Annotated in this window: 34 protein-coding genes; 18 read left to right on the top strand and 16 right to left on the bottom strand. The window is 70.7% G+C overall.

Going from position 1 to position 26328, the window contains the following annotated elements; all coding sequences use genetic code 11:
• Window positions 1-12: 12 nt before the first annotated feature.
• Together B0B15_RS08580 and B0B15_RS08575 are read left to right on the top strand one after the other, a co-directional pair.
• Window positions 13-216: a cold-shock protein gene (locus B0B15_RS08580; protein ID WP_013583139.1), complete on the top strand. Its 204-nt coding sequence runs from the start codon at window positions 13-15 to the stop codon at window positions 214-216.
• A 267-nt stretch (window positions 217-483) separates the two neighbouring features.
• Window positions 484-1599: a fatty acid desaturase family protein gene (locus B0B15_RS08575; protein WP_076675306.1), complete on the top strand. Its 1116-nt coding sequence runs from the start codon at window positions 484-486 to the stop codon at window positions 1597-1599.
• 135 nt (window positions 1600-1734) lie between these two features.
• Here B0B15_RS08575 and B0B15_RS08570 read toward each other — a convergent pair whose 3' ends face one another.
• Both B0B15_RS08570 and B0B15_RS08565 read right to left on the bottom strand, forming a co-directional pair.
• On the bottom strand, window positions 1735-2337 hold the full coding sequence (locus tag B0B15_RS08570) for a D-alanyl-D-alanine carboxypeptidase family protein (RefSeq protein WP_076674971.1): 603 nt from the start codon (window positions 2335-2337) through the stop codon (window positions 1735-1737).
• Between the two features lie 84 nt (window positions 2338-2421).
• Window positions 2422-2925, bottom strand: coding sequence for a metallophosphoesterase family protein (locus B0B15_RS08565; RefSeq protein ID WP_076674970.1), 504 nt, complete (start codon window positions 2923-2925; stop codon window positions 2422-2424).
• Window positions 2926-2982: 57 nt separating this feature from the next.
• Between B0B15_RS08565 and B0B15_RS08560 the strand changes: the two genes are divergently transcribed.
• Both B0B15_RS08560 and B0B15_RS08555 read left to right on the top strand, forming a co-directional pair.
• On the top strand, window positions 2983-3651 hold the full coding sequence (locus B0B15_RS08560) for a response regulator transcription factor (RefSeq protein ID WP_076674968.1): 669 nt from the start codon (window positions 2983-2985) through the stop codon (window positions 3649-3651).
• Window positions 3644-4726 carry a sensor histidine kinase gene (locus tag B0B15_RS08555; protein WP_076674966.1) on the top strand — a complete coding sequence of 361 codons (1083 nt, stop codon included), beginning with the start codon at window positions 3644-3646 and terminating at the stop codon, window positions 4724-4726. The genes B0B15_RS08560 and B0B15_RS08555 overlap by 8 nt, the downstream gene beginning before the upstream one ends.
• Before the next feature lie 24 nt (window positions 4727-4750).
• On the opposite strand, the gene B0B15_RS08550 is transcribed toward B0B15_RS08555, so the two are convergent.
• A complete protein-coding gene (locus B0B15_RS08550; protein WP_076674965.1) occupies window positions 4751-5176 on the bottom strand; it encodes a VanZ family protein in 426 nt (141 codons plus the stop codon).
• Between the two features lie 109 nt (window positions 5177-5285).
• On the opposite strand from B0B15_RS08550, the gene B0B15_RS08545 reads away from it, so the two are divergent.
• Window positions 5286-5687, top strand: coding sequence for a DUF3054 domain-containing protein (locus B0B15_RS08545; protein ID WP_076674963.1), 402 nt, complete (start codon window positions 5286-5288; stop codon window positions 5685-5687).
• A gap of 60 nt (window positions 5688-5747) precedes the next feature.
• On the opposite strand, the gene B0B15_RS08540 is transcribed toward B0B15_RS08545, so the two are convergent.
• Window positions 5748-6266 carry a glycine cleavage system transcriptional repressor gene (locus B0B15_RS08540; RefSeq protein WP_076674962.1) on the bottom strand — a complete coding sequence of 173 codons (519 nt, stop codon included), beginning with the start codon at window positions 6264-6266 and terminating at the stop codon, window positions 5748-5750.
• A gap of 76 nt (window positions 6267-6342) precedes the next feature.
• Here B0B15_RS08540 and B0B15_RS08535 point away from each other — a divergent pair, with 76 nt between their 5' ends.
• Together B0B15_RS08535 and B0B15_RS08530 are read left to right on the top strand one after the other, a co-directional pair.
• The gene (locus tag B0B15_RS08535; protein WP_143016348.1) at window positions 6343-6609 is read left to right on the top strand and encodes a DUF6412 domain-containing protein; all 267 of its coding nucleotides are present in this window, start codon (window positions 6343-6345) and stop codon (window positions 6607-6609) included.
• Window positions 6610-6748: 139 nt separating this feature from the next.
• Complete coding sequence (locus tag B0B15_RS08530) at window positions 6749-7480, top strand: YidC/Oxa1 family membrane protein insertase (RefSeq protein WP_076674959.1); 732 nt, start codon at window positions 6749-6751, stop codon at window positions 7478-7480.
• A gap of 91 nt (window positions 7481-7571) precedes the next feature.
• Here the strand turns inward: B0B15_RS08530 and B0B15_RS08525 are convergent, their stop codons facing one another.
• From B0B15_RS08525 to B0B15_RS08515, 3 genes are all read right to left on the bottom strand, one after another.
• On the bottom strand, window positions 7572-8807 hold the full coding sequence (locus B0B15_RS08525; protein WP_076674957.1) for an MFS transporter: 1236 nt from the start codon (window positions 8805-8807) through the stop codon (window positions 7572-7574).
• A gap of 115 nt (window positions 8808-8922) precedes the next feature.
• A complete protein-coding gene (locus B0B15_RS08520; RefSeq protein WP_076674955.1) occupies window positions 8923-9138 on the bottom strand; it encodes an SCO4848 family membrane protein in 216 nt (71 codons plus the stop codon).
• A 9-nt stretch (window positions 9139-9147) separates the two neighbouring features.
• Window positions 9148-9522: a TraR/DksA family transcriptional regulator gene (locus B0B15_RS08515; protein ID WP_076674954.1), complete on the bottom strand. Its 375-nt coding sequence runs from the start codon at window positions 9520-9522 to the stop codon at window positions 9148-9150.
• A 53-nt stretch (window positions 9523-9575) separates the two neighbouring features.
• Between B0B15_RS08515 and B0B15_RS08510 the strand changes: the two genes are divergently transcribed.
• A complete protein-coding gene (locus B0B15_RS08510) occupies window positions 9576-9920 on the top strand; it encodes a DUF2834 domain-containing protein (RefSeq protein ID WP_076674952.1) in 345 nt (114 codons plus the stop codon).
• Window positions 9921-9985: 65 nt separating this feature from the next.
• Here B0B15_RS08510 and B0B15_RS08505 read toward each other — a convergent pair whose 3' ends face one another.
• Window positions 9986-10843 carry an SDR family oxidoreductase gene (locus B0B15_RS08505; RefSeq protein ID WP_076674951.1) on the bottom strand — a complete coding sequence of 286 codons (858 nt, stop codon included), beginning with the start codon at window positions 10841-10843 and terminating at the stop codon, window positions 9986-9988.
• Between the two features lie 93 nt (window positions 10844-10936).
• On the opposite strand from B0B15_RS08505, the gene B0B15_RS08500 reads away from it, so the two are divergent.
• From B0B15_RS08500 to B0B15_RS08490, 3 genes are all read left to right on the top strand, one after another.
• A complete protein-coding gene (locus B0B15_RS08500) occupies window positions 10937-11305 on the top strand; it encodes a winged helix-turn-helix transcriptional regulator (RefSeq protein ID WP_076674949.1) in 369 nt (122 codons plus the stop codon).
• Complete coding sequence (locus B0B15_RS08495; RefSeq protein ID WP_306169548.1) at window positions 11302-12363, top strand: FUSC family protein; 1062 nt, start codon at window positions 11302-11304, stop codon at window positions 12361-12363. Before B0B15_RS08500 ends, B0B15_RS08495 begins: the two co-directional genes overlap by 4 nt.
• A 90-nt stretch (window positions 12364-12453) precedes the next feature.
• Complete coding sequence (locus tag B0B15_RS08490) at window positions 12454-13101, top strand: LON peptidase substrate-binding domain-containing protein (protein WP_076674948.1); 648 nt, start codon at window positions 12454-12456, stop codon at window positions 13099-13101.
• Window positions 13102-13201: 100 nt separating this feature from the next.
• On the opposite strand, the gene B0B15_RS08485 is transcribed toward B0B15_RS08490, so the two are convergent.
• The 4 genes from B0B15_RS08485 to B0B15_RS08470 all read right to left on the bottom strand — a co-directional run bounded on the left by B0B15_RS08485 (window position 13202) and on the right by B0B15_RS08470 (window position 15510).
• Window positions 13202-13978, bottom strand: a complete 777-nt coding sequence (locus tag B0B15_RS08485; protein ID WP_076674946.1) for an isocitrate lyase/PEP mutase family protein — start codon at window positions 13976-13978, stop codon at window positions 13202-13204.
• Complete coding sequence (locus tag B0B15_RS08480; RefSeq protein ID WP_076674945.1) at window positions 13975-14640, bottom strand: NAD(P)H-binding protein; 666 nt, start codon at window positions 14638-14640, stop codon at window positions 13975-13977. Before B0B15_RS08480 ends, B0B15_RS08485 begins: the two co-directional genes overlap by 4 nt.
• A gap of 1 nt (window position 14641) precedes the next feature.
• Entirely contained in the window at window positions 14642-15025 is a 384-nt protein-coding gene (locus B0B15_RS08475; RefSeq protein WP_076674943.1) for a PPOX class F420-dependent oxidoreductase, read from the bottom strand.
• A gap of 86 nt (window positions 15026-15111) precedes the next feature.
• The gene (locus B0B15_RS08470; RefSeq protein ID WP_076674942.1) at window positions 15112-15510 is read right to left on the bottom strand and encodes a YchJ family protein; all 399 of its coding nucleotides are present in this window, start codon (window positions 15508-15510) and stop codon (window positions 15112-15114) included.
• 79 nt (window positions 15511-15589) lie between these two features.
• On the opposite strand from B0B15_RS08470, the gene B0B15_RS08465 reads away from it, so the two are divergent.
• Window positions 15590-16501 carry a 5'-3' exonuclease gene (locus B0B15_RS08465; protein WP_083708916.1) on the top strand — a complete coding sequence of 304 codons (912 nt, stop codon included), beginning with the start codon at window positions 15590-15592 and terminating at the stop codon, window positions 16499-16501.
• A gap of 2 nt (window positions 16502-16503) precedes the next feature.
• On the opposite strand, the gene B0B15_RS08460 is transcribed toward B0B15_RS08465, so the two are convergent.
• Window positions 16504-17496 (bottom strand): PHP domain-containing protein, encoded by a 993-nt coding sequence (locus B0B15_RS08460; protein WP_076674940.1) that lies wholly within the window; start codon window positions 17494-17496, stop codon window positions 16504-16506.
• Window positions 17497-17499: 3 nt separating this feature from the next.
• Complete coding sequence (trpD, locus tag B0B15_RS08455; RefSeq protein ID WP_076674938.1) at window positions 17500-18561, bottom strand: anthranilate phosphoribosyltransferase; 1062 nt, start codon at window positions 18559-18561, stop codon at window positions 17500-17502.
• 133 nt (window positions 18562-18694) lie between these two features.
• Between trpD and B0B15_RS08450 the strand changes: the two genes are divergently transcribed.
• From B0B15_RS08450 to B0B15_RS08425, 6 genes are all read left to right on the top strand, one after another.
• The gene (locus B0B15_RS08450; protein WP_076674937.1) at window positions 18695-19366 is read left to right on the top strand and encodes an aa3-type cytochrome oxidase subunit III; all 672 of its coding nucleotides are present in this window, start codon (window positions 18695-18697) and stop codon (window positions 19364-19366) included.
• A 14-nt stretch (window positions 19367-19380) separates the two neighbouring features.
• Entirely contained in the window at window positions 19381-20193 is an 813-nt protein-coding gene (locus tag B0B15_RS08445; RefSeq protein ID WP_076674935.1) for a cytochrome bc1 complex diheme cytochrome c subunit, read from the top strand.
• A gap of 44 nt (window positions 20194-20237) precedes the next feature.
• The gene (locus tag B0B15_RS08440; RefSeq protein WP_076674933.1) at window positions 20238-21296 is read left to right on the top strand and encodes a cytochrome bc1 complex Rieske iron-sulfur subunit; all 1059 of its coding nucleotides are present in this window, start codon (window positions 20238-20240) and stop codon (window positions 21294-21296) included.
• Window positions 21293-23137 carry a cytochrome bc1 complex cytochrome b subunit gene (locus tag B0B15_RS08435; RefSeq protein ID WP_076674931.1) on the top strand — a complete coding sequence of 615 codons (1845 nt, stop codon included), beginning with the start codon at window positions 21293-21295 and terminating at the stop codon, window positions 23135-23137. The genes B0B15_RS08440 and B0B15_RS08435 overlap by 4 nt, the downstream gene beginning before the upstream one ends.
• Window positions 23138-23457: 320 nt before the next feature.
• Window positions 23458-23865 (top strand): rhodanese-like domain-containing protein, encoded by a 408-nt coding sequence (locus tag B0B15_RS08430; protein WP_076674929.1) that lies wholly within the window; start codon window positions 23458-23460, stop codon window positions 23863-23865.
• Window positions 23866-24074: 209 nt separating this feature from the next.
• On the top strand, window positions 24075-25040 hold the full coding sequence (locus tag B0B15_RS08425; protein WP_076674928.1) for an alpha/beta fold hydrolase: 966 nt from the start codon (window positions 24075-24077) through the stop codon (window positions 25038-25040).
• A gap of 73 nt (window positions 25041-25113) precedes the next feature.
• Here B0B15_RS08425 and B0B15_RS08420 read toward each other — a convergent pair whose 3' ends face one another.
• Both B0B15_RS08420 and B0B15_RS08415 read right to left on the bottom strand, forming a co-directional pair.
• Window positions 25114-25905 carry a PP2C family protein-serine/threonine phosphatase gene (locus tag B0B15_RS08420; protein WP_076674926.1) on the bottom strand — a complete coding sequence of 264 codons (792 nt, stop codon included), beginning with the start codon at window positions 25903-25905 and terminating at the stop codon, window positions 25114-25116.
• Window positions 25906-25909: 4 nt separating this feature from the next.
• Window positions 25910-26326: a cytochrome c oxidase subunit 4 gene (locus B0B15_RS08415; protein WP_076674925.1), complete on the bottom strand. Its 417-nt coding sequence runs from the start codon at window positions 26324-26326 to the stop codon at window positions 25910-25912.
• Window positions 26327-26328: the final 2 nt, after the last annotated feature.

Genomic DNA, 26328 nt, shown 5'->3' with positions numbered 1-26328 from the left:
AGGAAGAACACGATGGCCACTGGCACCGTGAAATGGTTCAACTCCGAAAAGGGCTACGGCTTCATCGCTCCCGATGACGGCTCGGCCGACCTGTTCGCGCACTTCAGCGCGATCCAGGGCAACGGCTTCAAGGAGCTCACCGAGGCCCAGAAGGTCGAGTTCGACGCTGAGCAGGGCCCCAAGGGCATGCAGGCGGCGAACATCCGCCCCCTCTGAGCTTCGCTCTCCTGCGCGGAAGCCGGGCGCGTCGCCATTGCGACGCCCCGGCTTTCGCCGTTTCCGGACGGTGGCAAGAGAGCTGCACCGCCGGAAGCCGGAACAGTGCGCGCCCGCCCGCGACCCGCGGATGTTTCCGTTTCCCGTGAGGCTCCTGCACATGTGGATGTATTCCTGGGCCTTTATACGGCGACCCGTAATGTGAAGTTCGGGCCGCTCAGCCGCGCCGGCCCGGTAATCGCAGAACGCACACCCGAGGAGCAGCAGATCGCTACCCCCGTCGCCGAGTCCCGCCTCGGCCCCGTACGTCAGACCTATTCCGGTACCAAGGACTTCCCCCCGATCACCAAGGCCTACACGGAGCTGTCGCAGGTCGTCCGAGAAAGCGGACTCCTCGTCCGCACGCCCCGGTTCTACGCGGGTGTCGCCGCCGCGATCGTGCTCGGGTTCGCCGGATGCATCACCGGCTTCATCCTGCTGGGCGACAGCTGGTTCCAGCTCATCATCGCCGCCGTCCTCGGCATCCTGTTCACGCAAGTCGCGTTCCTGGCACATGAGGCCGCGCATCGCCAGATCTTCGCCTCCGGCCCCGCCAACGACCGCCTCGGCCTGTTCATCGGCAACGGCATCGTCGGCATGAGTCGCTCGTGGTGGGCATCGAAGCACACCCGCCACCACGCCAACCCGAACCGCGTCGGCAAAGACCCCGACATCGAGATCGACACGATCTCGTTCCTCGACGTCGACGCCGCCAAGGCGCGCGGCGTCCAGCGTTGGATCACCCAGCGCCAGGGCTACCTCTTCTTCCCCCTCCTGGCCTTCGAGGGCATCAACCTCTACGTCCTCGCGCTGCGCCATCTGCTCTCGCGCGGCGAGAACAAGGACCGCTGGAAGGAGCTCGCCCTCCTCGCGGTGCGCCACACGCTCTTCATCGCCCCGATCTTCGTCTTCCTCCCGGTCGGGCTGGCCTTCGCCTTCTTCGGCGTCTCGGTCGCGGTCTTCGGCATTTACATGGGCGCCTCCTTCGCGCCCAACCACAAGGGGATGCCGGTCATCGAGCCGGGTGCGAAGCTCGACTTCTTCAGCAAGCAGGTACGCACCTCGCGCAACGTCTCGGGCGGCTGGTGGGCCACCTGGCTCATGGGCGGGCTGAATTACCAGATCGAGCACCACCTGTTCCCGAACATGCCGCGCCCGCACCTCAGCCGTGCCCGCGTCATCGTGCGTGAACACTGCGCGACGCTCGACGTGCCCTACGTCGAGACGACGCTGTTCCAGTCGTACGGCATCGTCATCCGCTACCTGAATCGCGTGGGCCTGGCCGCCCGCGATCCGTTCGAGTGCCCGATGACCTCGGCGGCGCGCCACCTCAACGCCGAGTGATCCCGCCCCGCACGACGGCGCCGCCCCCTCCCGGGTGCGGCGCCGTCGTCGTCCGTGCGGTGACGGGGTCGACCGTCGTCGGGGAGGACGGAGCCGCGAGCTCCGGCCCCGATACCCGACCGTCGACACGCGCCGTCACCCGCGCGCATCCGCGTGAGGCGGCGGGCACTCACCGCCGTCCGTGGTCGCACGCTCGATGTGCCACCTCTCGTTCGCGTAGGTCTGGCAGAGCCCCCACGCGCGTCCGTGCTCCATGATCCACAGCTGCGCCTCCAACGATCCGATGTCGACGGCGTGGCCGGTCACGTGGCTGGACTGCTCGGGCGTGGCGACGAACTCCCGCGCCAGCTCTTCACTGCCATATGTGCGGATCGCCTCCTGCATCAGCCACCGCTGGTAGTCCGCGCTCCGCCATCCGCTGGTGATGTCGAACGAGACCCCGTCGACACCGGCCGCCTCCTCCGCGGCGCGCAAAGCCTCGAGCAGGTCGACATCGAGGCGGGCCAACGCGGGGTGGTCTTCGTCGCGCAGCGTGAGCGGCTCGGCATCCGGGATCGTGCCGTCGGCCTCGGTCGGAGAGAACGGTCCCGCCGCGACGACGCCCGCGACGAACGTCGACGCCGTCATCGACGACAGGAGGGTGATGGCGCCGGTGAGCACCGCGATCGCTCCGCTCGCGGCGACCAGGAGCGTGAGGAGGCGACGACGAACGGGAGGGAGGGAGCGAGTCGGGCGCATGCAGCAAGTCGACCCCGCCGGCCGTTGCCGGGGCGTATGGCGGCGGGCATACGGGGACGATAGACCCGCCCGGGCCGACCCGTGTCAGTCGCGCGAGATCTCGTGCAGGACGACGTCGCGCACTCCGCCGTCCGACAGCGTGGCCGTCATGAGCGTGCACGCCGGCTGGCGCCGTCGATCGGTCGGCGATCCGGGGTTGAGCAGACGCAGGCCGGCGGGCGTCTCGGAGTCCCACGGGATGTGGCTGTGCCCGAACACCAGGACGTCCGCCTCGGGGAAGGCGGCATCCATCCGATTCTCGCGGCCCGTGGCGGGGCCCGTCTCGTGCACGACCGCCAGGCGCACCCCGTCGATCTCAGCCCGGGCCACCTCGGGCAGACGCGCACGCAGGTCGTCCCCGTCGTTGTTGCCCCAGACCCCCAGCACAGGGCCGATCGCCGACAACTCGTCGAGCACGCTCTCCTGGACCCAGTCCCCCGCGTGCACGATCAGGTCGACCCCGGATGCCGCCCGCCGCACCGCCGCGGGCAGGGACCGGGCCCTCTTCGGCACGTGCGTGTCGGCCAGGAGCAGGAGGCGCGTCGGCATGGGTCCACGCTACTCACGCATACGCCGGCGATACACGCGCCCGCCTACGATGTCGGGATGCGCGTGCTGATCGTCGAGGACGAGCCCTTCCTCGCCGAGGCGATCCGCGACGGCCTGCGGCTCGAGGCGATCGCGGCCGACATCGCCGGCGACGGCGACTCGGCTCTCGACCTGCTCGGCCACACCGCCTACGACGTCGTCGTCCTCGACCGCGACATCCCCGGCCCGAACGGTGACGACATCGCGCGCGACCTGGCCGCCCGTCCGACCGCTCCACGCGTGCTGATGCTCACCGCCGCGGACCGCCTCGACGACAAGGCGGCGGGTTTCGAGAGCGGCGCCGACGACTACCTGACGAAACCCTTCATCCTGCGTGAGCTGGTCCTGCGTCTGCGCGCGCTCGCCCGCCGCCCGGCGGCATCCGCCCCACCCGTCCTCGAGGGCGACGGCATCCGTCTCGATCCCTTCCGGCGCGAGGTCTACCGCGACGGGCGATACGTCTCGCTCACGCGGAAGCAGTTCGCGGTGCTCGAGGTCCTGATGGCGGCGGCAGGCGGTGTCGTCAGCGCCGAGACGCTGCTGGAGCGCGCGTGGGACGAGAACGCCGATCCGTTCACGAATGCCGTGCGCATCACCATCTCCACGCTGAGGAAGCGCCTCGGCGAGCCCTGGCTCATCCAGACGGTGCCGGGCGTGGGGTACCGCATGGGTCCCCTCGATGCGTGAGCGGGCTCCCGGCCTCTCGGTGCGCCTCAAGCTCACCCTGAGCTACGCCGCGTTCGTCGTCATCGTCGGGATCGCCGTCTTCACGCTCGGATTCCTCGTGCTGCGGTTCCTCCCCGACGGCAATCTCTCCTCCGACAGCGGCGCGTTCACGCCCGCCCGCGGAGACCTCGCCGAGGCGTTCATCCGCTACGCCTGGTACACGGTCGCGGGCCTCGCGGTCGTCGGCCTCGGCGGCGGGTGGGTGGTGTCGGGTCTCATGCTGCGACCGCTCACCCGCATCACCGACACCGCCCGCGCCGTGCAGGGCGGCGACCTGCGGCGCCGCGTCGACCTGCCCGGCCGTCGCGACGAGCTCACCGATCTGGCCGACACCTTCGACGCGATGCTCGCCCGTGTCGGCGAGACCTTCGAGGAGCAGAAGCGGTTCGCCGCGAACGCGTCGCACGAGCTCCGCACCCCGCACGCGACGATGCGCACCCTGCTGGAGGTGGCGCGCGCCGACCCGTCCGGCATCGACCTCGGCACGCTCCTCGACCGGCTCGACACCACCAACGAGCGCGCCATCCGTCTCACCGAGGCGCTGCTCACGCTCTCGGGGGCGGGTCGGACGACGCCTCAGCCCCACGGCCCCGTCGACGTCGGCTCGCTCGTGCGGGAAGCGGTCGCCGAGGCGCGGTCCGAGGCCGAGCGCGCCGGTGTCGAGTTGACGGTCACGACCGCTCCCGGGGTGACGGCCCCGGGCGACGAGACGCTCCTCGCCCCGGCGGCGGCGAACCTCGTACGCAACGCCGTCGTTCACAACATCGCGGGCGGGTGGGTACGCGTGAGCGTGCACGACGACGGTGAACAGGTGCTCCTCGACGTCGTCAACACCGGTGCCCCGCTCACGAACGCCCTCGTCTCCACGCTCCCCGAGCCGTTCGTGCGGGGAGCCGGGCGCACGCGCGGGCGCGCCGACGGCACCGGACTCGGTCTCGCGATCGTGGCGTCCGTCGCGCGCGTGCACGACGGCGTGCTCGAACTCTGGCCCCGAGACGGCGGGGGCCTCCACGCGCGGCTCCGCCTGCCACGCTGACGACGGACGTGTGACAGGTCGCCGTCACCGGCGCGCGAGCAGCCTCGCGACGACGACGACCACCGTCCCGATCAGCGCCCCCGCGGTGTTCGCCACCACGTCGCCCGAATCGGGGACGCGCCCGGGGATGACGGTCTGTGCGATCTCGACCGTGGCCGACACCGCCGCCCCCATCAGCACGGATGCCGGGGCCCACCGCAGCGGCAGCAGGAGCGCCACCGCCGCCCCGAGAGGGATGAAGAACCCGATGTTCAGCGCCACGTCGGTGCCCCCGCCGAACAGCACGTCGGTCCACGGCGACGGAAGGCGATCGAGCACGCCGAGCGCGAGGGCGCGCGCGGGCCCGGCGATCGCGCGGGGCGCGAGCGTCAGCGCCGCGATCACGGCGAGGATGCCGGTGGCGCTCAGCACGCGGGCGGGGGTGAGCAGCGGTGCGGAACGTTCGGTCATCGGAACCTCCGGGTCGAGGGAGCCCCAGCACACCGCAGACCGTGTTGCCCCGACGTCTGCGGAAGTCGATACGTCGTCGAAACGCGCCGGCGAGAGCGAGAATGGAGGCGTGTCAACGCCCCGCCGCTCCCCCGCCGCTCTCGCCCTCATCGCGGACGCCGTCCTCGTGATCGTCTTCGCGGCCATCGGGCGGGCGACCCACGACGGCGATGTGCTCGGATCGTTCGGTTCGGGGCTCGCGACGACGGCCTGGCCCTTCCTCGTCGCCCTGCTCATCGGGTGGCTGGTGTCCCGGGCGTGGCGCCGCCCTCTCGCGGTCGTCCGCACGGGCCTGCCCGTCTGGGCCGTCACGGTGGTCCTCGGCATGGTGTTGCGCGCCGTGAGCGGTCAAGGCGTCGCGGTGGCGTTCGTCATCGTCGCGGCGATCACCCTGGCGCTGTTCCTGCTCGGATGGCGCGGCATCGCCCGCCTCGTCGGACGCGGGCGGCGGTCCGCCGCGCGAAGGGGCTGAGTTCACCCGGCTGCGCCGCCCCGCCTGACACCGGATGCCACGCCCGTCCGGGGCGCGGAGTCAGGCCTCGTCGGCCAGCGTGACGTCCACCTGGATCTCCGTCGCCAAACGCTCGAGCTCGCTCACGAGGTCGTCGACAGCGACGTCCGCGGCGAGCGTCGCCGTGATCGATGCCTCGAACAGACGCCCGCCCGCCATCGCGGCATCCGTGGTCTGCGTCGACATGCGCTCGATGCTCGCGCCGTGGGCGCTCAGGGCCGACGACAGCTCGCGCACGATGCCCGGGCGGTCGTTGCCGACCACGTCGAACGTCACCGCGCGGACCGCGGGCCCGGTGTCGAGGGCGGCCCCGGCGTGCACGGTCACGGCGAGCGTGCCGGCCAAGCCCTCGAGGGCGCTGCGCAGCGCGTCGGCGCGATCGGCGGCGATCGAGACCTCGACGATGCCGGCGAAGGCGCCCGCCAGCTCGGCGAGTTCGCTGTTCTCCCAGTTGCCGCCGTGGGCGTCGACGATGTCGGCGACGGACGACACCAGGCCCGCGCGGTCGTCTCCGACGATGGTGAGCACGAGGGTGGTCATGGCGACAGCGTAGCGAGCGGCCCGCTGCTACCGTGGAAGCTCGAGTCTTCCGGGGGGTGAGCGTGTGATCGCATCGATGATCGCCCTGCTCAACCTGGTGCTCGTCTCGGCCGAGCTGGCCCTGACCCCCGGTGGGGGTGCACCGCTGCTCGCGGTCGTCCTGGCCGCCGCGGTCGTCGTCACGGCCGTGATCGTGCTGGTCGTCCTCCCGGCGCTCCTGGCCGCCCTTGCTCTACCGAGCCCGCGCCCCGTCGATCCGTCGGCGCCGCTCGCGCAGAGCGATCCGGATGCCGCCGGGCACCCGCGCCCGCGCGCCCCGGGCCGCGTCCTGCGCGTCGCCTGACCCGAGCATCCCCGCCGCCCCGCGGCATCCACGGCGTCTCACCGGGTCCGGTGATGCCGGTCGCCCGCCTGTCCGCCGTCCCCGGTGGCAGCGCCCCGCGACCGATGCCGACGTGATCGCCTCATCGATTGGACGCCCCGTGGACCTCTTCGCCCTCCCTCCCCTCGCTCTCCTGCTCGAGATGACCACCCGGGCTCTGCTCGGCCTCACCGCGGTCTTCGACCCCCTCGTCGGCGGCGCGGCAGCCACCCTCGCGATCGTCGCCGTAACGGTCGCCGTCCGCCTGCTCCTCCTTCCCGTCGGTGTCTCGCAGGCCCGCGCCGAGCAGACCCGCGCGCGCCTCGCGCCACGGCTGCGCGCCCTGCAGGAGCGGTGGAGGACGAACCCGGAACGCCTGCAGCGCGAGACGATGCAGCTGTACCGCGACGAGGGCGCCTCTCCCCTCGCCGGATGCCTGCCCGTGCTCGCCCAGGCGCCCGTGGTGGGGCTGCTGTACGCGGTGTTCCTGCACCCGACCGTCGGCGGGCAGCCCAACGCGCTCCTCGCGCACGACCTCTGGGGCGCGCCCCTGGGGCGGAGCCTGGTCTCCGTGATCACGACGGGAACACCGGATGCCACGGCCCTCGTCGTCCCGGGTCTCGTCATCGCCGTGATCGCCGGCGCGGCGGAGCTGACACGTCGACTGCTCCGCCCTCCCCACGACCCCGCGGCTCCCGCCTGGATGGGCACGATCACGGGCGCGCTGCATTTCAGCACCGCGGTCGTCGCGATGTTCGTGCCTCTGGCCGCGGGTGTGTACCTCGCGGTGACCACCGTGTGGACGCTCGTGCAGCGCCTTCTGCTGCGACGGCGTTACCCGCTGCCCGTGTGAGCGGGCGCCGGTCGAGGGGGTGGGGCGCCGGCCGCGTGACCTAGGTACGCGAACACCCCGCGTCGGGCCACTCCGGATCGGCGCGGCGCCGTCAGGCGGACGCGGCGGCGTCCCACCGCGGCGTCGACGACGCGTTGATCGCGGCCATCGCCAGCACGAGCATCGCCGCCCCCGCCGGAAAGAGCATCGCCGTGGCCACGCCGTCGTTCTCGGCGACGGCGCCGGTGACGGCCGACGACAGAGCCTGCGCGAGGGTGAGCGCTGAGGCCATCAGGGTCATCGTCGAGGCGGTGCGTCCACGCGGGGCACGGTGACCGGCGAGGCTGAACAACGTCACGAGCGAGGGTCCGACGCCTATTCCCATGAGGCATAGCACGATCGTCACCGTCACCACCGATCCGCCGACCGTGTACGCCCCGGCCGAGGCCGTGAGGACAGCCGCGAACAGCACCAGCCGCCAGCGCAGCGCGAAGCGCGCGGGCAGGGCCGCGACGGCGAGTGCGAGCACCGCTGAGCCCACCCCCATCACGCCGTAGAGCAGGGCCCCCGCCTCGGGTGCGCCCTGCGCCTCCATGAACGCGGTGAGCGAGGTCAGGGTCGACCCGAAGAACAGACCGACGCCGAACACCGCCGCGACCACCACGAGCATCCGCGGATGCAGCAGCTCGCGGAACGGCGCCATCTCGGCGCGCTCCTCCCGAGCGGGCACGGCGCGCCCGGTCGGGTGCAGCGCGAAGGCGGTGACGAAGACGAAGCTCAGCACGGCGGCACCGACGATGGGCGCCCACGGGTCGACGAGCGCGGCGAGGATGCCGACGACGAAGGGCCCGATGACGAACGCCGTCTCGTCCGCGGCCGACTCGTAGGCCATCGCGCGCGAGAAGGTGCGCTCGCGCCGCGCGGGGTGCACCCGGTCGCCGATGAGGGCCATCACGCGGCTCCGCGACATCGCGGCGGTCTGCGGACCGGTGAGTCCGATCGCCGTCGCGGCCATCAGCAGCAACGCCTCACCGGGCGCTGCGGCCACCACGAGCGGGAACAGGGCGAGCAGGATGCCGTTGGCCAGCCCCACCGGGACGAGCACGCGCCGCTGACCGTACCGATCGGCGAGATCGCCCAGGACCGGCCCGGCCACGACCACGCCGAGACCGACGGCGGCGGACGTGAACCCGCCGAGCGCCACGGAGCCGCGCAGCGCCACGACGAGGGCCAGGACCCCGACGGTCATCATCGCGAACGGCAGCCGGGCGACGAACGCGACCGGGAAGAACCAGAAACCGGTGTGATGAATCAGCGGGCGGTCGACGACGGGGGCGGGGTGGTGCATGAGGATCTCCGGGGCGTGGGGCAGTGCCGCCTTGCCGGTCCGGTAGGTAGATGCACGAGGTGCGGCGGGCGAACCCGCGCGACCAGTCTACCGCGAGGCCTCGAGCGGGGCCTGGTCAGCTCACGATGCTCGCGATGGCGGCGATGACCGACGCGAGGGCGAGCACGAGGGCGATCGCGATCAGCACGGTGTGCACGATGAGGAACGCCGTCGGCTTGCCCGCGGCATCCCGCGCCCGGGGGTCCTTCGCGATGCGGGGGTAGAAGCGCGGCCACACGACCGCGTTGAAGACGGCGTTGGCGAACAGCAGCACGATGAGGACGGGTTCCACTCTTCGAGCCTAGGCGCCTCCGTCCGGGGTCGTGCCGCCGGCCTGTCGCGCGCAGTCGATGCACAGGCGCGCGAACGGCCGCGCCTCCAGGCGAGCGTCGGCGATGGGCCGGCCGCACCGCTCGCAGACGCCGAAGGTGCCGGATGCCACGCGCTCGCGCGCGGCGCGGATCTCGGCGCGCTCGGCCTCGGCACCGCGGCGCAGCGCATCGACCTGGGCCCACTCGCCCGACAGCGTCGACCCCTCCGGGTCGTGCTCGTCGTCAGCGGTCGCGTCGGCGCGGTCGTGGCGGAGGCTCTCATCGTCGTGGATGAGGCGCGCGAGACGATGGGCGGTCTCGCGCTCGCGGTCCTCCAGCATCCGCCGGGCGGTGTCGGCATCCATGTCCCCGACGCTAGCCCCCTCCGACGACATCGGCGCTGCGGCAGGATCGCGTCATGAGCGAAATCCGACGCCACTGGACGCCGACCGCGGTCGCGTTCCTCGTCCTGTCACTGGCGGGCCTGGTCGGCACGTGGACCTTCAACGCCTTCGCCATCGTGCAGATGCGCGACTTCATCGGCGATCTCCTCACGAGCGGCCCCGCGGTGTCGTCCCTCACGGTCGACCTGCTCGTCGTGGCGATCGCCGGAAGCGTCTTCCTCATCGTCGAGGGGCGGCGGCTCGGCATGCGCTTCGCGTGGCTGTACATCGTGCTCTCCGGCGTGACAGCGTTCGCCTTCACCTTCCCCCTCTTCCTGGCGATGCGCGAGCGCCGCCTGACCGCCCTCGGAAACGCGTGAATCGCCAGAAATCGTCGCCCGCCGAGGTGCTCAAGCGACAAATGCTGGCCACTCACGCGGGTGCATCAGACCGCGAGCCCCTCGCGCAGGCCCTCGACCAGCGGCGTTGTCGGACGCCCGAGGAGCGCCGACAGCGTGCCGTCGGTCTGCGACAGCGCGCCGCGCGCGATCGCGTCGTCGGTTCCGGCGATGAACGCCGCCGTCCCGGCATCCAGGCCCGCGGCCTTCAGCCCGTCTTCCAGCTGCGCGAGGGTCACCGACGTGTAAATCACCGGACGACCGAGCACCTCGCTCGCCGCCGCGGCGAGGTCGTCGTAGGTCCAGGCCACGTCGCCGCCGACCTCGAGGGTGCGGCCCGCGAGCTCGTCAGTGGTCAGGGCGAGCGCCGCCGCCTCGGCGTAGTCGCGTCGACTGGCGCTCGCGACGCGTGCGTCGCCGACGGCCGCCACGATCTCCCCGGTCTGCGCGGCCCGGGCCACGGCATCCAGGTAGTTCTCCGTGTACCAGTTGTGACGCAGCACGGTGGCCGACAGGCCCGAGGCGGCGATGGCCTCCTCGGTGGCCTTGTGGTCGGCGCCGAGCGCGTAGTCGATCTCGTCGACGCGCGGGGCGCTGGTGTAGACGAGTCGCTCCACACCCGCCGCCCGCGCGGCCTCGATGACGTTGCGGTGTCCGGCGACGCGGTCGGCGTCGGTGCCCGAGATCAGCAGCACCCGCTCGACGCCCTCCAGGGCCGGAGCGAGCGTGTCGGGCCGCGAGTAGTCGAGTTCGACGACGCCGACGCCGCGCGCCGCGAGGTCGTCGACCTTCGAGGGGGTGCGGACGCCGGCGACGATGTCGGATGCCGCGACGCCGCGTTCGAGCAGGGCGTCGACGACGAGGCGGCCGAGGTGTCCGGAGGCGGCGGTGACGAGGAGGGTCATGGGGAGGTCCTTTCGATCGGTACGCGGGGTGAAACCGCGCGGGAGCACCCGCATTCCGGAATGCCGGTACCCACTTTCTGGTTAGGTACTCACATGAGCGTCAGTCTTGCGGATCTCCGCGGCCGCAACCCCGAGATCTTCACCGACGGGTGTCCCACCCGCACCGTGCTCGACCACGTGATGGGCAAGTGGGGCGTCCTCGTGCTGCTGGCCCTGTCCGACGGCACGCAGCGATGGGGCGTCCTGCGCCGCAACGTCTCCGGCATCAGCGAGAAGATGCTCGCCAGCACGCTGAAGACGCTCGAAGGCGACGGCCTCGTCCAGCGCACCGCCTACCCCGAGGTCCCGCCCCGCGTCGAGTACGCGCTCACGCCGCGCGGCCGCGACCTCATGACGCGGGTGATCCCGCTCATGGAATGGGTCGCCGACAACGCCGACGACATCGTCGCGCGGACGGAGTGACCGTGCGCATCCCCGCCCTCCGCACGATGCGCGACAGCGTGAACGTCCGCGCCCCGCGCCGCGTCCCCCTGCTGCAGGTGGTCAAGTCCGCGATCGCCATCGTCGCCGCCTGGCTCCTCGCGGGATGGCTCGTCCAGGGCCCTCCCCCGATCTTCGCCGCGATCGCGGCCCTCCTCGTGGTGCAACCGAGCATCAACCAGTCGTTCACCCGCGCCGTGGAACGCAGCGTCGGGGTGATCGTCGGTGTCCTCATCGCCGCCGTCCTCGGCCTCATCTTCGGGTCGCAGCCCTGGGTCGCGCTGCTGTCGGCCGGGGTGGCGCTGGCGGTCGCGTGGGCCGCGCGCATCTCGCCGGGCGCCACGAATCAGATCGCCATCAGCGCCCTGCTGGTCCTCGCCCTCGGCACCGCGACCCCCAACTACGCCCTGGATCGCGTGCTCGAGACGCTCATCGGCGCCGCGATCGGCATCGTCGTCAACGCGGTCCTCGTCCCGCCCGTGCTCGTGCCCGCCGCCCGTGAGAAGGTCGACGTCCTCGGTCGCGAGCTGGCGGCCGCCCTCGAGCGCCTCGCCGACGCCCTCGAGACGCCGCAGACCGCGGCATCCCTCGAGGGACTCCTCCTCGAGGCGCGCCTGTTGCGCCCGGTCCGGGATGCCGCGGCCGATGCGATCCGCGACGGCGCCGACTCGCTCGCGCTGAACCCGCGCAGCAACCGCCACCGCGCCGACCTCGCCCAGATGGGTGCCCTCCTCGACCGCTTCACCCCGGTGGTGACGCAGACGGTGGGGATGACCCGCGCCGTCTACGACGGCTACGAGAGCTCGATCGTCGACGAGCCGGCCGTCCGCGCCATCGCCGAGCAGTTGCACCGGGCCGCCCACGACGTCCGCCTCGCCTTCGCCCTCGACACGGGCCCCGAGCGGGTGGCCGACGTCGAGCCCGCACTCACGCGCCCCCTGCAGATCCAGACACCCTCCACGCTGCACTGGGTTCTCACGGGGTCGCTCCTGATGGACCTGCACCGCGTGCACGAGACGCTGCGCGGGAGCGAGGACTGACCCGAACGGCATCCGCGTCCTCCGCGCAAGCCCCCTGGGGATCGGGGCCGGCGCGACCCCGCCGCCGTCCGGCGCTGGTTGACTGGGGCCATGGGTACCGCGATGTTCCCCCTCGGGGCCGTCCTCTTCCCGCACACGCCCCTCGCGCTGCGGATCTTCGAGGAGCGCTATCTCGTCATGCTGGGGCGCCTGCTCGATGAGACCGATCCCGCTTTCGGCGTCGTGCTCATCGAACGCGGCTCCGAGACCGGCGGGGGCGACCAGCGGTTCGCGCTCGGCACGATGGCCCAGCTCAGCCACGTCGTGCCCCAGGCCGGGCAGATGCAGATCGTGGCGCGCGGAACGGAGCGCTTCGAGATCGTCGAGTGGCTCGACGACGCGCCCTACCCCCGCGCCGACGTTCGTGCTCTGCCCGACCTGGAATGGAACGACGCGCTGACGCCGCTGCTCGAAGAGGCCGAGCGGATCGTGCGCCGCGTGCTCGGACGCGCCCGGCAGTACGGCGGCACGCGGTGGGACCCCGAGGTCGAGCTGTCGGAGGAACCCCTCCCGCGCGCCTGGCAGGTCGCCGCGATCGCCCCGCTCGGCGAGCTCGACCAGATGGAGCTGCTGCGGTCCGAGACGCTCGGGGGCCTGCTCCGCGCGACGATCGACCTCACCCTCGCGGCCGAGCCGCTCCTGGGCGACCCTGTTCCTGACGGGGTGATCGTGGTCGACGAGGACGACGACGAGGTCTGACCCCTCCCTCCTGCCGCGCCGACGCGTATCCGGATGCCGCGCGCGACACGACGGAGCCCGGAACACCGCCCATGCGGCATCCCGGGCTCCGTGACCGCGGTCAGTTCAGTTCGCGCACCGTCGACGGGATGACACCATCCGCATAGAGGTCGATCGCGAGGTCCTGGAGCGCCGTGAGGGCGACGCGCTGGGTCTGCGGGCCGTACGAGATGCGGGCGACACCGAGCGCCTCGTACTCGGCGGCCGTGAGGTTGCCCGGCACGCCGATGACGCTCAGCGTGCGCTCCCCGAGCCCCTCGACCAGCCGCCGGGTGGTGTCGGCGTCCAGTTTGCCGGGGACGAACACCGAGGTGGCGCCGGCGGCGAGAAAGGCGCGGCCGCGTTCGACGGCGTCCGCGATCTTGTCGTCGAGGGGGCGGTCCGCACCCTTCAAGAACACGTCGGTGCGCGCGTTGAGGGCGAACGGGACGCCCTCCGCCTCACCCGCGGCGATGACCGCCTCGACGGCGGCCACGGCCTCGGCGAGCGGCTTCACCTGGTCCTCGACGTTGGCGCCGACGACACCCACGCCGATCGCCCGGCGCGTCGTCTCGCCCGGGTTGCCGAACCCGGCGTCCAGGTCCGCGCTGACGGGCACGTCGACGGCGGCGACGATGCGCCCGACCATGTCGAGCATGAGCTCGACGGGAATGTTCTCGCCGTCTTCATACCCGAAGGTGGCCGCGATCGAATGACCCGCGGTCGCGAGCGCCTTCGTCTCGGGCAGGGCCGCGACGGCCTGCGCCGACACGACGTCCCACACGTTGACGACGCGGAGGATCTCGGGGGCGGCGTGCAGCCCGACGAGGGTCTGCGCGCGGTCGGCGACGGCGCTCACGCGTCGCTCCCCGCGTGGTCGGCGACGATCGCCTCGGCGATGAGCGTGTCCCCCGCACCGAAGCGGATGAAGCGCCCGATGGTCGCCGGCTGCAGCAGCACGGCGGCGGCGACGGCCGCGACGTCGGCGCGCGCGACCTCCGCCTTGCCCTGCGGTGCGGTGGTGATGCGTCCCGTCGGCGGGTCGAGCGTGAGCGTGCCCGGGCCGAGGATGGTCCAGTCCAATTCGCTCGCCCGCAGGTGGTCGTCGGCCGCGAGCTTCGCGTCGGCGTACGCATAGAACGAGTCGTCGGCGTCGATCCCGTGGTCGGGCGTCGACCCGATCCACGACACCATGACGAAGCGCCGCACGCCCGCCTGTGCGGCGGCATCGATCGCGCGCTGCGCGGCGTCGCGGTCCACCGCGTACGTGCGCTCGGCGCTGCCGCCGCCCGCGCCCGCCGACCACACGATCGCATCGGCGCCCTCGAAGGCCGTCGCCATCTTGTCGATGTCGGCGTTCTCGACGTCGAGCACGAGAGGCTTCCCGCCCGCCTGCTCGATGTCGCCGGCCTGGTCGGGATTCCGGATGACGGAGGTGGCCTCGTCGCCGCGGTCGGCGAGCAGCCGCGCCAGGTGGAGGGCCACCTTCCCGTGCCCTCCGATGATCACGATGCGTTCCATGTCACTGTCCTCCTACTTTGTCGATCGACATCTTCAGGATCACGCGGTCGGCGCGATCCGGCGGCGCCTCCTGCTGAGCATTGCCGTAGCGCTTGCCGAGGAACACGTAGAACGCGCCCTCCGGGTCGGGTTCCGCCTCGATCAGGCGACCGCGCACCTCGATGTAGCGGTACGGGCGCTCGGGGTCGAAGACCATCAGGCTCATCGACGGGTTGCGCTGCAGGTTGCGGTACTTCTGTCGGGTCACGGTGTGGGTGAACAGCAGGTGCTCGCCGTCGAAGGCGAACCACATCGGGTTGACCTGCACCGTCCCGTCGGGACGGACGGTACCGAGACTTCCGTAGTGGGGGTTCTCGAGCAGGTCGCGTTGCGCGTCGGGGATCATGCGTGTCCTTTCGCCGAGGATCCGCTCTCGACCCTACGGAGCACCACCGACACGCCCACGCGGGGTTGACGCCCCGCCCTGCGGGCTCACGTCACGTCGCCGTCGACGTACACCCAGCGCCCACCCCGCCGCACGAAGCGACTCCGCTCGACCAACTCCCCGGCCCGATCGGCGTGGCGCCAGCGCGCGCGGAACGCCACCACCGCGGCATCCCCGTCCTCCACGGCGTCGTCGATGTCGAGCCCCGTCCACACGGTGCCGTCGTCGGCGTCGATGTGCTCCGGCCGGGTCCGCGGATGCCACGACCGGGCGAGGTGCGCGTGGTCACCGACGACGAACGCGGTGTAGCGCGAGCGCATGAGCCGCTCCGCGCTCGGCGCGGCCGCGCCGTCGAGGATCGGCGCGCAGCACGCCCCGAACTCCGCTCCCCCGCAGGGACACGGCGCCGACGCCTGTGGACGAGTGGATGCCGACCCGAAAGACATCCCGCCACTCTAGGTCGATCGCCTGGCGGCCCCGCGACCGCACCCCCCGCTTCCGGCTCGCCGTGCCAGGATCGGAACCGTGACCGACCGCATCATGCTCCTCGACACCGCGTCGCTGTACTTCCGCGCGTTCTACGGCGTGCCCGACAAGGTGAAGGCCCCCGATGGGTCATCGGTCAACGCGGTCCGAGGTCTTCTCGACATGATCGCCAAGCTCGTCACCACCTACGCGCCCACCCGCCTCGTCGCCTGCTGGGACGACGACTGGCGGCCCGCCTGGCGCGTCGATCTGCTCCCGAGCTACAAGGCGCACCGCGTCGTCGAGGCGATGCCCTCCGGACCCGACGTCGAAGAGGTGCCCGATCCGCTCGAGGCTCAGATCCCCCTCATCCGCGAGACGCTGGCTGCGCTCGGCATACCCGTCATCGGCGCTGCCGCGCACGAGGCCGACGACGTCATCGGCACCCTCGCCACGCGCGCCGACGCCCCCGTCGACGTCGTGACCGGCGACCGCGACCTGTTCCAGCTCATCGACGACGCCCGTGGCATCCGCATCATCTACACCGCCCGGGGCATGAGCAACCTCGAGATCGTCGACGACGCCGCCGTGATGGCGAGGTACGGCGTCCATGCCGCGCAGTACGCCGATTTCGCGGTCCTGCGCGGCGATCCCTCCGACGGCCTCCCCGGCGTCACCGGCATCGGCGAGAAGTCCGCGGCGTCGCTCCTGGCCGCGCACGGCTCCTTGGATGCCATCATCGCCGCCGTCGAGAACGGGACCGCGGGCACGCCGGCGCAGCGCACGAAGATCACCGCCGCCGCCGACTACCTGGAGGTCGCCCCCACCGTCGTCCGCGTCGCCCGCGACCTCGAGCTCGCCCCCTTCGACGACAGACTCGGGTCCGTCGACGAGCATGCGGCGACAGCCCTCGCCGAGAAGTGGAACCTGGGCTCGTCGATGACCCGCGCCCTCGCCGCCCTCCCGCGCTGACCTCAGCGCGAGCGTTCGAGCCACTCCCGCAGCTGCGGCAGCGGCCACGTCGTGACGATCCGATCGACGGGCACCCCGAGCGCCTCGGCGCGCGCCGCCCCGTGGTCCAGCAGCGACAGCTGGCCCGGGGCGTGCGCGTCGGAATCGATCGAGAAAAGGCACCCCGCCGCGATCGCCTGGGCGAGCAGCTCGTCGGGCGGATCCTGCCGCTCGGGCCGCGAATTGATCTCCACCGCGACACCCGACTCCGCGCATGCCGCGAACACCGCCTCGGCGTCGAACTCCGACGGCGGGCGCGTGCCCCGCGCCCCCTCCACGAGACGCCCCGTCACGTGCCCGAGCACGTCGACGCGCGGATTCCGCGCCGCCGCGACCAACCGCGCCGTCATCGGCCGTCGTTCCATGCGCAGTTTGGAATGAGCGGATGCCACGACCACGTCGAGCGCGTGCAGCAGGTCGTCCTCCTGGTCGAGACTGCCGTCGTCGAGGATGTCGACCTCGATGCCCGTGAGCAGCGTGAACCCGTCGCCGCGATGCCCCCGCACGACCTGCATCTGCGCCCGCAGCCGCTCCGGCGACAGACCGTTCGCGACGGTCAGGCGCGGAGAATGGTCGGTCAGCGCGAGGTACTCGTGCCCGAGCCCGCGCGCGGCGTCCACCATCGCGTCGATCGGGGTCAGCCCGTCCGACCACTCGCTGTGGCTGTGCAGGTCGCCGCGCAGCAGCGGGCGGATCGTGGTCCCGCCCACCGGTGCCGCCTCCGCGCGCAGCTTCACCAGCCGCTCGGGCACCTCGCCGGCCAGGGCCTGCTGGATCACGGCGAAGGTCGAGTCGCCGATCCCCGGCCGCCGGCGCAGTCCCGGCTCCCGCAGCTGCTCGACCGTCAGGCCCTCGATCGCGGCGGCGGCCGCGCGGAATGCCTTGGACTTGTAGCGCGACGATCGCTCCCGCTCGAGCAGGTACGCGATCTCGGTGAGCGCGTCGAGCGGGTCCATGCGCTACTCCGCCAGGTCCTTCGACGTCTGCACCCAGGCGTCGAGCTTCGCGGACGCACGACCGTCGTCGATCGCCGCGGCCGCATCGCCCATCGCTTCGGCGAGGCGCTCGAGGATCGGTCGCTGCACCTGGGCGGCATCCTGGAACAGTCGGAACGACACCAGACCCGCCGCGGCGTTCAGCAGCACGATGTCGCGCACCGCTCCGGTCTCCCCGCCGAGCACCCGCCGCACCACCTCGGCATTGTGATCGGGGGTCCCACCCAGCAGATCGTCGATGTCAGCCAACGGGATGCCGAGATCCCGCGGATCGAGATCGTGCTCGTGCACGTCGCCACGACTGATCTCCCACACGCGGCTGTGCCCGGTGGTGGTCAGCTCGTCGAGGCCGTCGTCGCCGCGGAAGACGAGCGCCGTCGCGCCGCGCGTGCGGAAGACGCCCGTGATGAGAGGCACGCGATCGAGGTGGGCGACGCCGACGGCGTTGGCCTCCGCGCGGGCCGGGTTGCACAGCGGGCCCAGGAAGTTGAACACGGTCGGGACGCCCAGCTCGGCACGCGTCGCCGCAGCGTGACGGAAGCCCGGGTGGAAGGCCGAGGCGAAGGCGAATGTGATGCCCGTGCGCTCGAGAGTCTCGGCGACCTTCTCGGGCGAGAGCGTCAGGGCGATACCCAGCGACGACAGCACGTCGCTCGATCCCGACGCCGAGCTCGCCGCACGGTTGCCGTGCTTGACCACGGGCACTCCGGATGCCGCCGCCACCACCGCCGCCATGGTCGACACGTTCACCGTGCCGTAGCGGTCTCCCCCGGTGCCGACGATGTCGAGCACATCGGCTCGCACCGGCAGCGGCACGGCGGCCTCGAGGATCGCGTCACGGAAACCGACGATCTCCTCGACGGTCTCCCCCTTGGCCCGCAGAGCCATCAGGAAGCCCGCGAGCTGGGAGGGCGTGGCCTCGCCCGCCATGACCTGCCGCATGGCCCAGGTGGACTCCGACACGCTGAGGTCGGTGCCCGCGAGCAACGAGGAGAGCAGATCGGGCCAGGTGAAGCGTTCCGCCATGCCATGATCCTTTCACACGCGTGTCGCGCCCCCTCACGGACGCCCACGTCGGCGGAACAGCCTCCGCACCGGGGATTCCTTGGTGATTCTGAGGCTTCCCTAAGTCTCGACGATGGAATATCCCAGGGTCCGGATGGGAATATCAGCCCTCTGGATCGCGCATAATGGAACGGTGACGACCTCAGCGACGTATTCCCAGGCTGTGCGTGCCGTGAAGCGGCCCGACCCGGTCGCCGTGGGCACCATCGTGTGGCTGGGCAGCGAGGTCATGTTCTTCGCCGGCCTGTTCGCGATCTACTTCACTCTGCGCAGCACCTCCGCGCCCCTCTGGGCCGAAGAGACGCAGCTGCTCAACGTCCCCTTCGCGACCGTCAACACGATCATCCTCGTGCTGTCCTCGGTCACGTGCCAGATGGGCGTGTTCGCCGCGGAGCGGTACCAGCCGTACCGCACGGGCAAGCCCACCGGCTTCCTCAAGTGGGGAATGGTGGAGTGGTTCTACCTCACCTTCATCCTCGGCGCGGTCTTCGTGTCGGGTCAGGTGTGGGAGTACGCGACGCTGGTGGCGGAGGGCATGCCCATCAGTGCCAACCCCTACGCCTCGGCCTTCTACCTCACCACCGGCTTCCACGCCCTGCACGTGACGGGTGGCCTCATCGCCTTCCTTCTCGTGATCGGTCGCGCATACGCCGTGAAGAACTTCGGTCGGAAAGAGATGACCACCTCCATCGTCGTGTCCTACTACTGGCACTTCGTCGACGTCGTCTGGATCGCCCTGTTCTTCGTCATCTACTTCCTCAAGTAAGAGAGCTGCACCACATGGCACGCGAGAAGAAGACTCGTCGGGCATCCGGGCGCCGGAGCCCCCTGGCCGCCGCCGCGCTGATCGGCATCGGACTCCTCCTCACCGGAGGCGTCTATGCCGGCGCGTCGGCCGCGATGGCCGCGACCACGACCGTCCCCGAGAGCGAGGTGAACTCGGCGACCGCCGTCGAAGAGGGCGAGAAGCTCTTCCAGGCGAACTGCGCCACCTGCCACGGTCTCGACCTGCAGGGCAGCCAGCAGGGTCCGTCGCTGTTCGGCGTCGGCGAGCTGTCGGTGCACTTCCAGGTCTCCACCGGTCGTATGCCGCTGCAGGCACAGGGCCCGCAGGCGCCGGTCAAGCCCCCGCAGTTCACGGAGGAGCAGATCAACGCGATCGCCGCCTACGTGCAGTCGGCGGCACCCGGGCCGGAGTACCCCTCCGCCGATCTCGTCGACGGCGAGGGCGACCTGTCGCACGGTGCCGAGCTGTTCCGCATCAACTGCGCCATGTGCCACAACGTCGCCGGCGCCGGTGGCGCGCTGACCGAAGGCAAGTGGGCGCCCGACCTGCACACGGTCACGCCCGTCAACATGTACGCGGCGATGGTCACGGGACCGCAGAACATGCCGGTCTTCAACGACCTCAACCTCACCCCCGAAGACAAGCGCGACGTCATCTCCTACCTGATGTACCTGCAGAAGAACGACTCCCCGGGCGGCTACGCCCTCGGCTCGCTCGGTCCGGTCTCCGAGGGTCTGTTCATCTGGATCTTCGGTATCGGGGCGCTCATCGCCCTGACCGTGTGGATCACGGCGAAGTCCAACTGACCGTCGTCTTCGACATTACGTAAACGCACGAGGAGCACAGCACTATGGCACACGCGGACGACGCACTCGAGCACGAGAGGGCTTCCTGGAAGCCCGGCTCGGGGCTCGCCGTCGCGGTTCCCGACGCCGTACAGAACCCCGGGCTTCCCGGCCACCGTCAGCGCATGACGGACCAGGACCCGGCGACGATGAAGCGCGCGGTCCGCACGGTCTACACGCTGTTCTACTTCTCGGTCGCGGCGAGCATCTGGGCGAGCATCGCCTACATGATCTTCCCGATCGAGTCGGGCGCGCTGATCGACATCCGCTACAACAACCTCTTCATCGGACTCGGCATCGCGTTCGCGCTGCTCGCGATCGGCATCGGCACCATCCACTGGGGCAAGTCGGTCATGTCCGACAAGGAGTACATCGAGGACCGCCACGCCACGCGTGGTCGCGACCAGGTGCGCGAGGGTGCGATCAACGTCTTCGCCGAGGCCGACAAGGACTCCGGCTTCGGTCGTCGCGAGATCATCCGCAACTCGATGTTCGCCGCCCTGGCCGCCTCGGTCATCCCCGGCATCACCCTGTTCCGCGGCCTCGCGCCGCAGGACGTCGACCCCGTGACCGCCCTGAGCCACACCATGTGGAAAGAGGGCATGCGCCTGTCGCACGACCCCTCCGGTCGTCCGATCCGCGCCGCCGATGTCACGCTCGGCTCGGCCTTCCACGTCATCCCCGAGGAGCTCGCTGGCCTCGGCCACGACGAGGGATACCTTGAAGAGAAGGCCAAGGCGATCGTGCTGCTCATGCGCATGCAGCCCGAGCAGCTGAACCCCGAGACCAACAACCTGGACTGGTCGTACGACGGCATCGTCGCGTACTCGAAGGTCTGCACGCACGTCGGCTGCCCCGTGGCGCTGTACGAGCAGCAGACCCACCACCTCCTGTGCCCCTGCCACCAGTCGCAGTTCGACGTCGCCAACGGTGCGGCCGTCATCTTCGGCCCGGCCGCCCGTCCCCTGCCGCAGCTCCCCATCACCGTCGACGCCGAGGGCTACCTCGTCGCTCAGAGTGACTTCCACGAGCCCGTCGGCCCCAGCTTCTGGGAGCGCTCATGAGCACCGGTACCCACCCCACCGAGAACGTCACGACCGAACCGGCCGTGTACTCCGGGCCGCCGCAGGCCCCGGCCGGCCGCGAGGGCAAGCCGCTCGGCGGCAAGTTCGTCGGCGCCGCCGCCAACTATCTCGACGAGCGCACCAGCATGTCGGGCATCGTCAAGGAGCTCGGCCGCAAGGTCTTCCCCGACCACTGGTCGTTCATGCTCGGCGAGATCGCGCTCTGGAGCTTCGTCGTCGTGCTGCTGTCGGGCACGTTCCTGACGTTCTTCTTCCAGGCGTCGATGGTCGAGACGCACTACAACGGCGCGTACGAGCCCATGCGCGGCATCGCGATGTCGGCCGCCATGGAGTCGGCACTGCACATCTCGTTCGACCTGCGCGGTGGTCTCCTGGTCCGCCAGATCCACCACTGGGCGGCGCTGGTCTTCGTCGCCGGCATCGGCGTGCACATGCTGCGCGTCTTCTTCACCGGTGCGTTCCGCAAGCCGCGCGAGCTCAACTGGGTCGTCGGCTTCATCCTCTTCATCCTCGCGATGGCCGAGGGCTTCACCGGCTACTCGCTTCCCGACGACCTGCTCTCGGGCAACGGCCTCCGCATCATCGACGGCATGATCAAGGGACTGCCGATCATCGGAACGTGGACCTCGTTCCTGCTCTTCGGCGGCGAGTTCCCGGGTACCGCGATCGTCGGTCGCCTCTACACGCTGCACATCCTGCTGCTCCCCGCGATCCTCGTGGCGCTGCTCGCCGTGCACCTCATGCTGATGATCATCAACAAGCACACGCAGTTCGCCGGGCCCGCCCGCACGAACAGCAACGTCGTGGGCTACCCGATGCTCCCGGTCTACGCCTCGAAGATGGGCGGCTTCTTCTTCATCACGTTCGGCGTGATCGTCCTGATCGCCGCCCTCGTGACGATTAACCCGATCTGGAACTACGGTCCGTACGACCCCTCCCCGGTGTCGGCCGGTACGCAGCCCGACTGGTACATCGGCTTCGCCGACGGTGCCCTGCGTCTGGTGCCCCCGCACCTCGAGTTTGTGCTCTGGGGCCACACGTGGTCGTGGAACATCATCTTCCCGGTCGCGGTCCTCGGTCTGTTCATCGTGCTGGTGCTCGTCTACCCCTTCATCGAGGCGTGGGTCACGGGCGACAAGCGCGAGCACCACATCGCCCAGCGTCCGCGCAACGCCGCGACGCGTACGGCCATCGGCGCCGCGGGTGTCACCTTCTACGCCGTGATGTGGGCGGCGGCGTCGTCCGACATCATTGCGACGCACTTCCACCTCACCATGGAGGGTGTCATCCACACCCTGCAGGCGCTGCTGATCCTCGGCCCCGTGCTCGCGTACTTCGTGACGAAGCGCATCTGCATCGCTCTGCAGAAGAAGGACCGAGAGATCGCGCTGCACGGCTACGAGTCCGGCCGCATCGTCCGCCTCCCCGGCGGCGAGTACATCGAAGTCCACCAGCCAGTGGATGAGTACGAGCGCTGGAAGCTGGTCGACAACGAGACGTACGAGCCCCTGGTCGTCCGTCCGAACGACAAGGGCGAGATCCCGTGGCACGAGAACATCCGTGCGTCGATCTCGCGGTGGTTCTTCGAGGACCGTCTGGCGCCTCTCACACAGACGGAGCTCGACGCTGCGGTCGCTCACCAGCACCACGAGCTCGACCACATCGAGCACGAGGAGGCCGACGAGATCGCCGGCGCCAACTCCCGTGCCGACGAAGACGGTCGCCCCCGCAATGAGGTCGGCGGTCGTGTCGAGGTCGAGATCCCGGCGCCCAAGGGCCTCGAGGAGCGCAACCGTCCCACCGACGGCAAGAGCGAGTAACTCTTCTGCACACAGAACCCCCGGAGCTTCGGCGCCGGGGGTTCTGTCGTTCCCGGGGTACCCGACACCTCGATCATTGCCACGGCGTGCGTGGGTCGGCGACGAAAACCGCTCCGTCGCCGTGCCCGGACCTGGAGGTGCCCGCTCGGACGATGGAAGCCGCCGCCGCTCTGCTCTGCACGCTGCGACGGACGAGGCCGGCTTCGCCGAGACGGGCTCACCCCGAGGCCTGCACCGTGGCCGAGCGATGGCAGGAAGACGCCGGGGCATGGCATCCGAGGCCCTCCCCTCCGGCGGCACGGTGTCCGTACGGTGAACCCATGACCGACGCTCTGGACTACTTCCGCCATCGCCTCCAGCACGAGACCGACCCCTCGGACGTCTATGCCGCGCAGAAAGCCGGCGACCGGTTCGTACTCGTCGACGTCCGCGGCCCCGAGGCATGGGCGCAGGGGCGCATCGCAGGCGCGCTGCACATGCCCTATCGAGAGATCGCCGAGCGGGCACGGACGGAGATCGATCCCGACCTCGAGGTCGTCGTCTACTGCTGGAGCCCGGGCTGCAACGCCGGGCAGAAGGGCGCCCTCGCGTTCGCGGAGTTGGGGTACCGCGTGCGCGAGATGATTGGCGGGTACGAGTACTGGATGCGCGAGGGGCAGCCGGTCGAGAACGACCACGGGCCGCTCGAGCGCGTCTTCGATCCCACGGTCATGGTGGTCCGCAACTGATCCCCCCTCAACAGGCCCACGCTGCCGCGCGGCCCGAGCTGCGAGCATGTGACGTGGGTGCATCCAGCGCTCCGACATCGCCGCTCGCCCCGAACCGCTAGGTGTGCGACGCGCGCGCATCAGGACACCGGTCGCCGTGCGGCGCATCGCGCCCACCTGCGTCGTGGGCACCGCAGGTGACCCTGCCGTAGCTGCCGTAGGCTGCCCCCATGCCGCATCCTCCCCTGGAGCCGTTCGCGTCCGGATACCTCGACCGTCCTGACGGCGCGCGGATCTACTGGGAGACGTCGGGCAACCCGGACGGCCGGCCCGCCCTGTACCTGCACGGCGGACCGGGCGGCGGACTCGGCAAGGGCGGATACCGTCGGCGGTTCGACCCACGGCTGCACCTCATCGTCGGGCTCGACCAGCGTGGTTGCGGGCGCAGCACTCCCTGGGCGTCCGATGACCTCTCGACCCTCGAGACGCAGACGATGGCGCACCTGCTCGGTGATCTCGAAGCACTTCGAGAGCACCTCGGAGTCGACCGCTGGCTCCTCCACGGCGTCTCGTGGGGGTCGACTCTGGCTCTCGCCTACGCGCTGGATCACCCTTACCGCGTCAGTGAGGTGGTCAACCTCGCCGTCACGAGCGGCGGGCGTTGGGAGACGGACTGGATCACCGACGGGATGCAGGCGGTCTTTCCCGAAGCCCACGCCCGGTTGCGCGCCCTGCTCAAATCAGACGAACGCACCATCGAGGGGTACGCACGCCTCCTCCGCGACCCCGACCCCGCAGTCCGCGTCGCGGCCGGCGATGAATGGGACGAGTGGGAGGCGACGCACATCTCCCTCGGCCCGCTCAGCGGTCCCGGGCCGCTCCACGACGATCCCCGCCAGCGTCTCAACTTCGCGACGCTCGTCACGCACTACTGGGCACACGACTGCTTCCTGCCGGGAGACCGCTCAGTCCTGGCCCGCGTCGGCGAGCTCGCCGGCATCCCCGGGGTTCTCGTCCACGGGCGCAGGGACATCAGTGGGCCTGCGCGAACCGCGTGGGAGCTGCATCGCTCCTGGCCGGGAAGTCGGCTCGAGATCGTCGAGGAGGACGGGCATGGCGGCCCTCGCAGCGCGCAGATCGCCCAGGATGCCATGGACGCGTTCGCGCGAAACGACACCGTCTTCGGTGGTCACTGAGTGTCGGTTCGACCCGGCGCGGTATCGGTGGAACAGGGCCGCCAGAGGGCGTGAGCCACCCTCCCGGCTCTGATCAGGCCGTTTCGACGTCCTCGGCGAACCAGCGCGCCGCAGAGCCGAAGAAGACCGGCTCCGCCGCCTCCGATTGGTCGTCGTCGACGACATCGCACACCACGACGGTGACGTTGTCGCGCGTGCCGGCCTCGAGTGCGAGCGCCACGGCGGAGGCAGCCGCGGATCGGGCATCGTGGGCCTCGGCGATCAGTCTCGCGACGTCGGACTCGGGGACGTAGTCCGTCAGGCCGTCGCTGCAGAGAACCCATCGATCACCGAGGATCGGGGGCCGCTCCGCCACGGAGACGACGTCTCCTTCCGCACCGCCGAGGGAGGCGGTGATGATGTTGCGGCGAGGGTGCACCGCGGCTGCCTCGGGTGGGATGATCCCGTGATCGACGAGCGCCTGGACATAGGAGTCGTCGCGCGTCTCGCGTGTGAACTCCCCATCGCGGAGGAGATACGCGCGCGAGTCGCCGGTGTGCGCGAGCAGCAACTCGCCGGTGAGGCTGAGGAAGATGCCCGTGAAGGTCGTCGCCATACCCTCGAGGGCCGGATCGCGTTCGACGTGGGCGCGGATGTCCCAGTTGGCTTCGCGGATGCGGACGAGGAGACCGTCGGCATCCAGCCCTCCCCCGCTGGTCGCCACGAGGCGGTGTACCAGGGCGGCGGAGGCGAGGTCTCCCGAGGGACCGCCGCCGACGCCGTCGGCCACGGCCGCACCCCAGGATGCCGCGAAGGCGGCGTCCTGATTGGTGGGACGGTGGGCGCCGGCGTCGGAGACGGCAGCCGCTCTCAGACGGACGGGCACAGGATCAGCGCGCGAAGTACCCGCGGTAGTACTCGTACACCCAACCGACGATCGCGACGACGAACACCGCGAAACCGACGGGAACGAGCCAGCTGCCGACGGCGAGGCCGATCACGGCGATCGCGGCGGACGCTGCGAGCACGATTGGCCACCACGACCACGGGCTGAACTCGCCCATCTCGGGGTCGCCGTCATCGATGTCGGCCGTCAGGGTGTCTTCGGGCAGGTCACCGCGCTGCGCCTTGAGGACACGGCCGATGTAGAACGCGATCATCGACGACATGAGGCCGAGGAACGCCAGGGCCACGGTTCCGACCCACTCGACACCGCCGTGCTGAAGCAGGCTCCAGACGGTGTACACCGCCGCGATCCCGAACGAGAAGACCGCGATGATCCACCAGAGGTTGACGTTGGTACGCATGT

It is taken from the genome of Microbacterium sp. RU1D (assembly GCF_900156435.1).
GTDB lineage: Bacteria > Actinomycetota > Actinomycetes > Actinomycetales > Microbacteriaceae > Microbacterium.
This window is presented reverse-complemented; position numbering and strand designations above follow the sequence as displayed.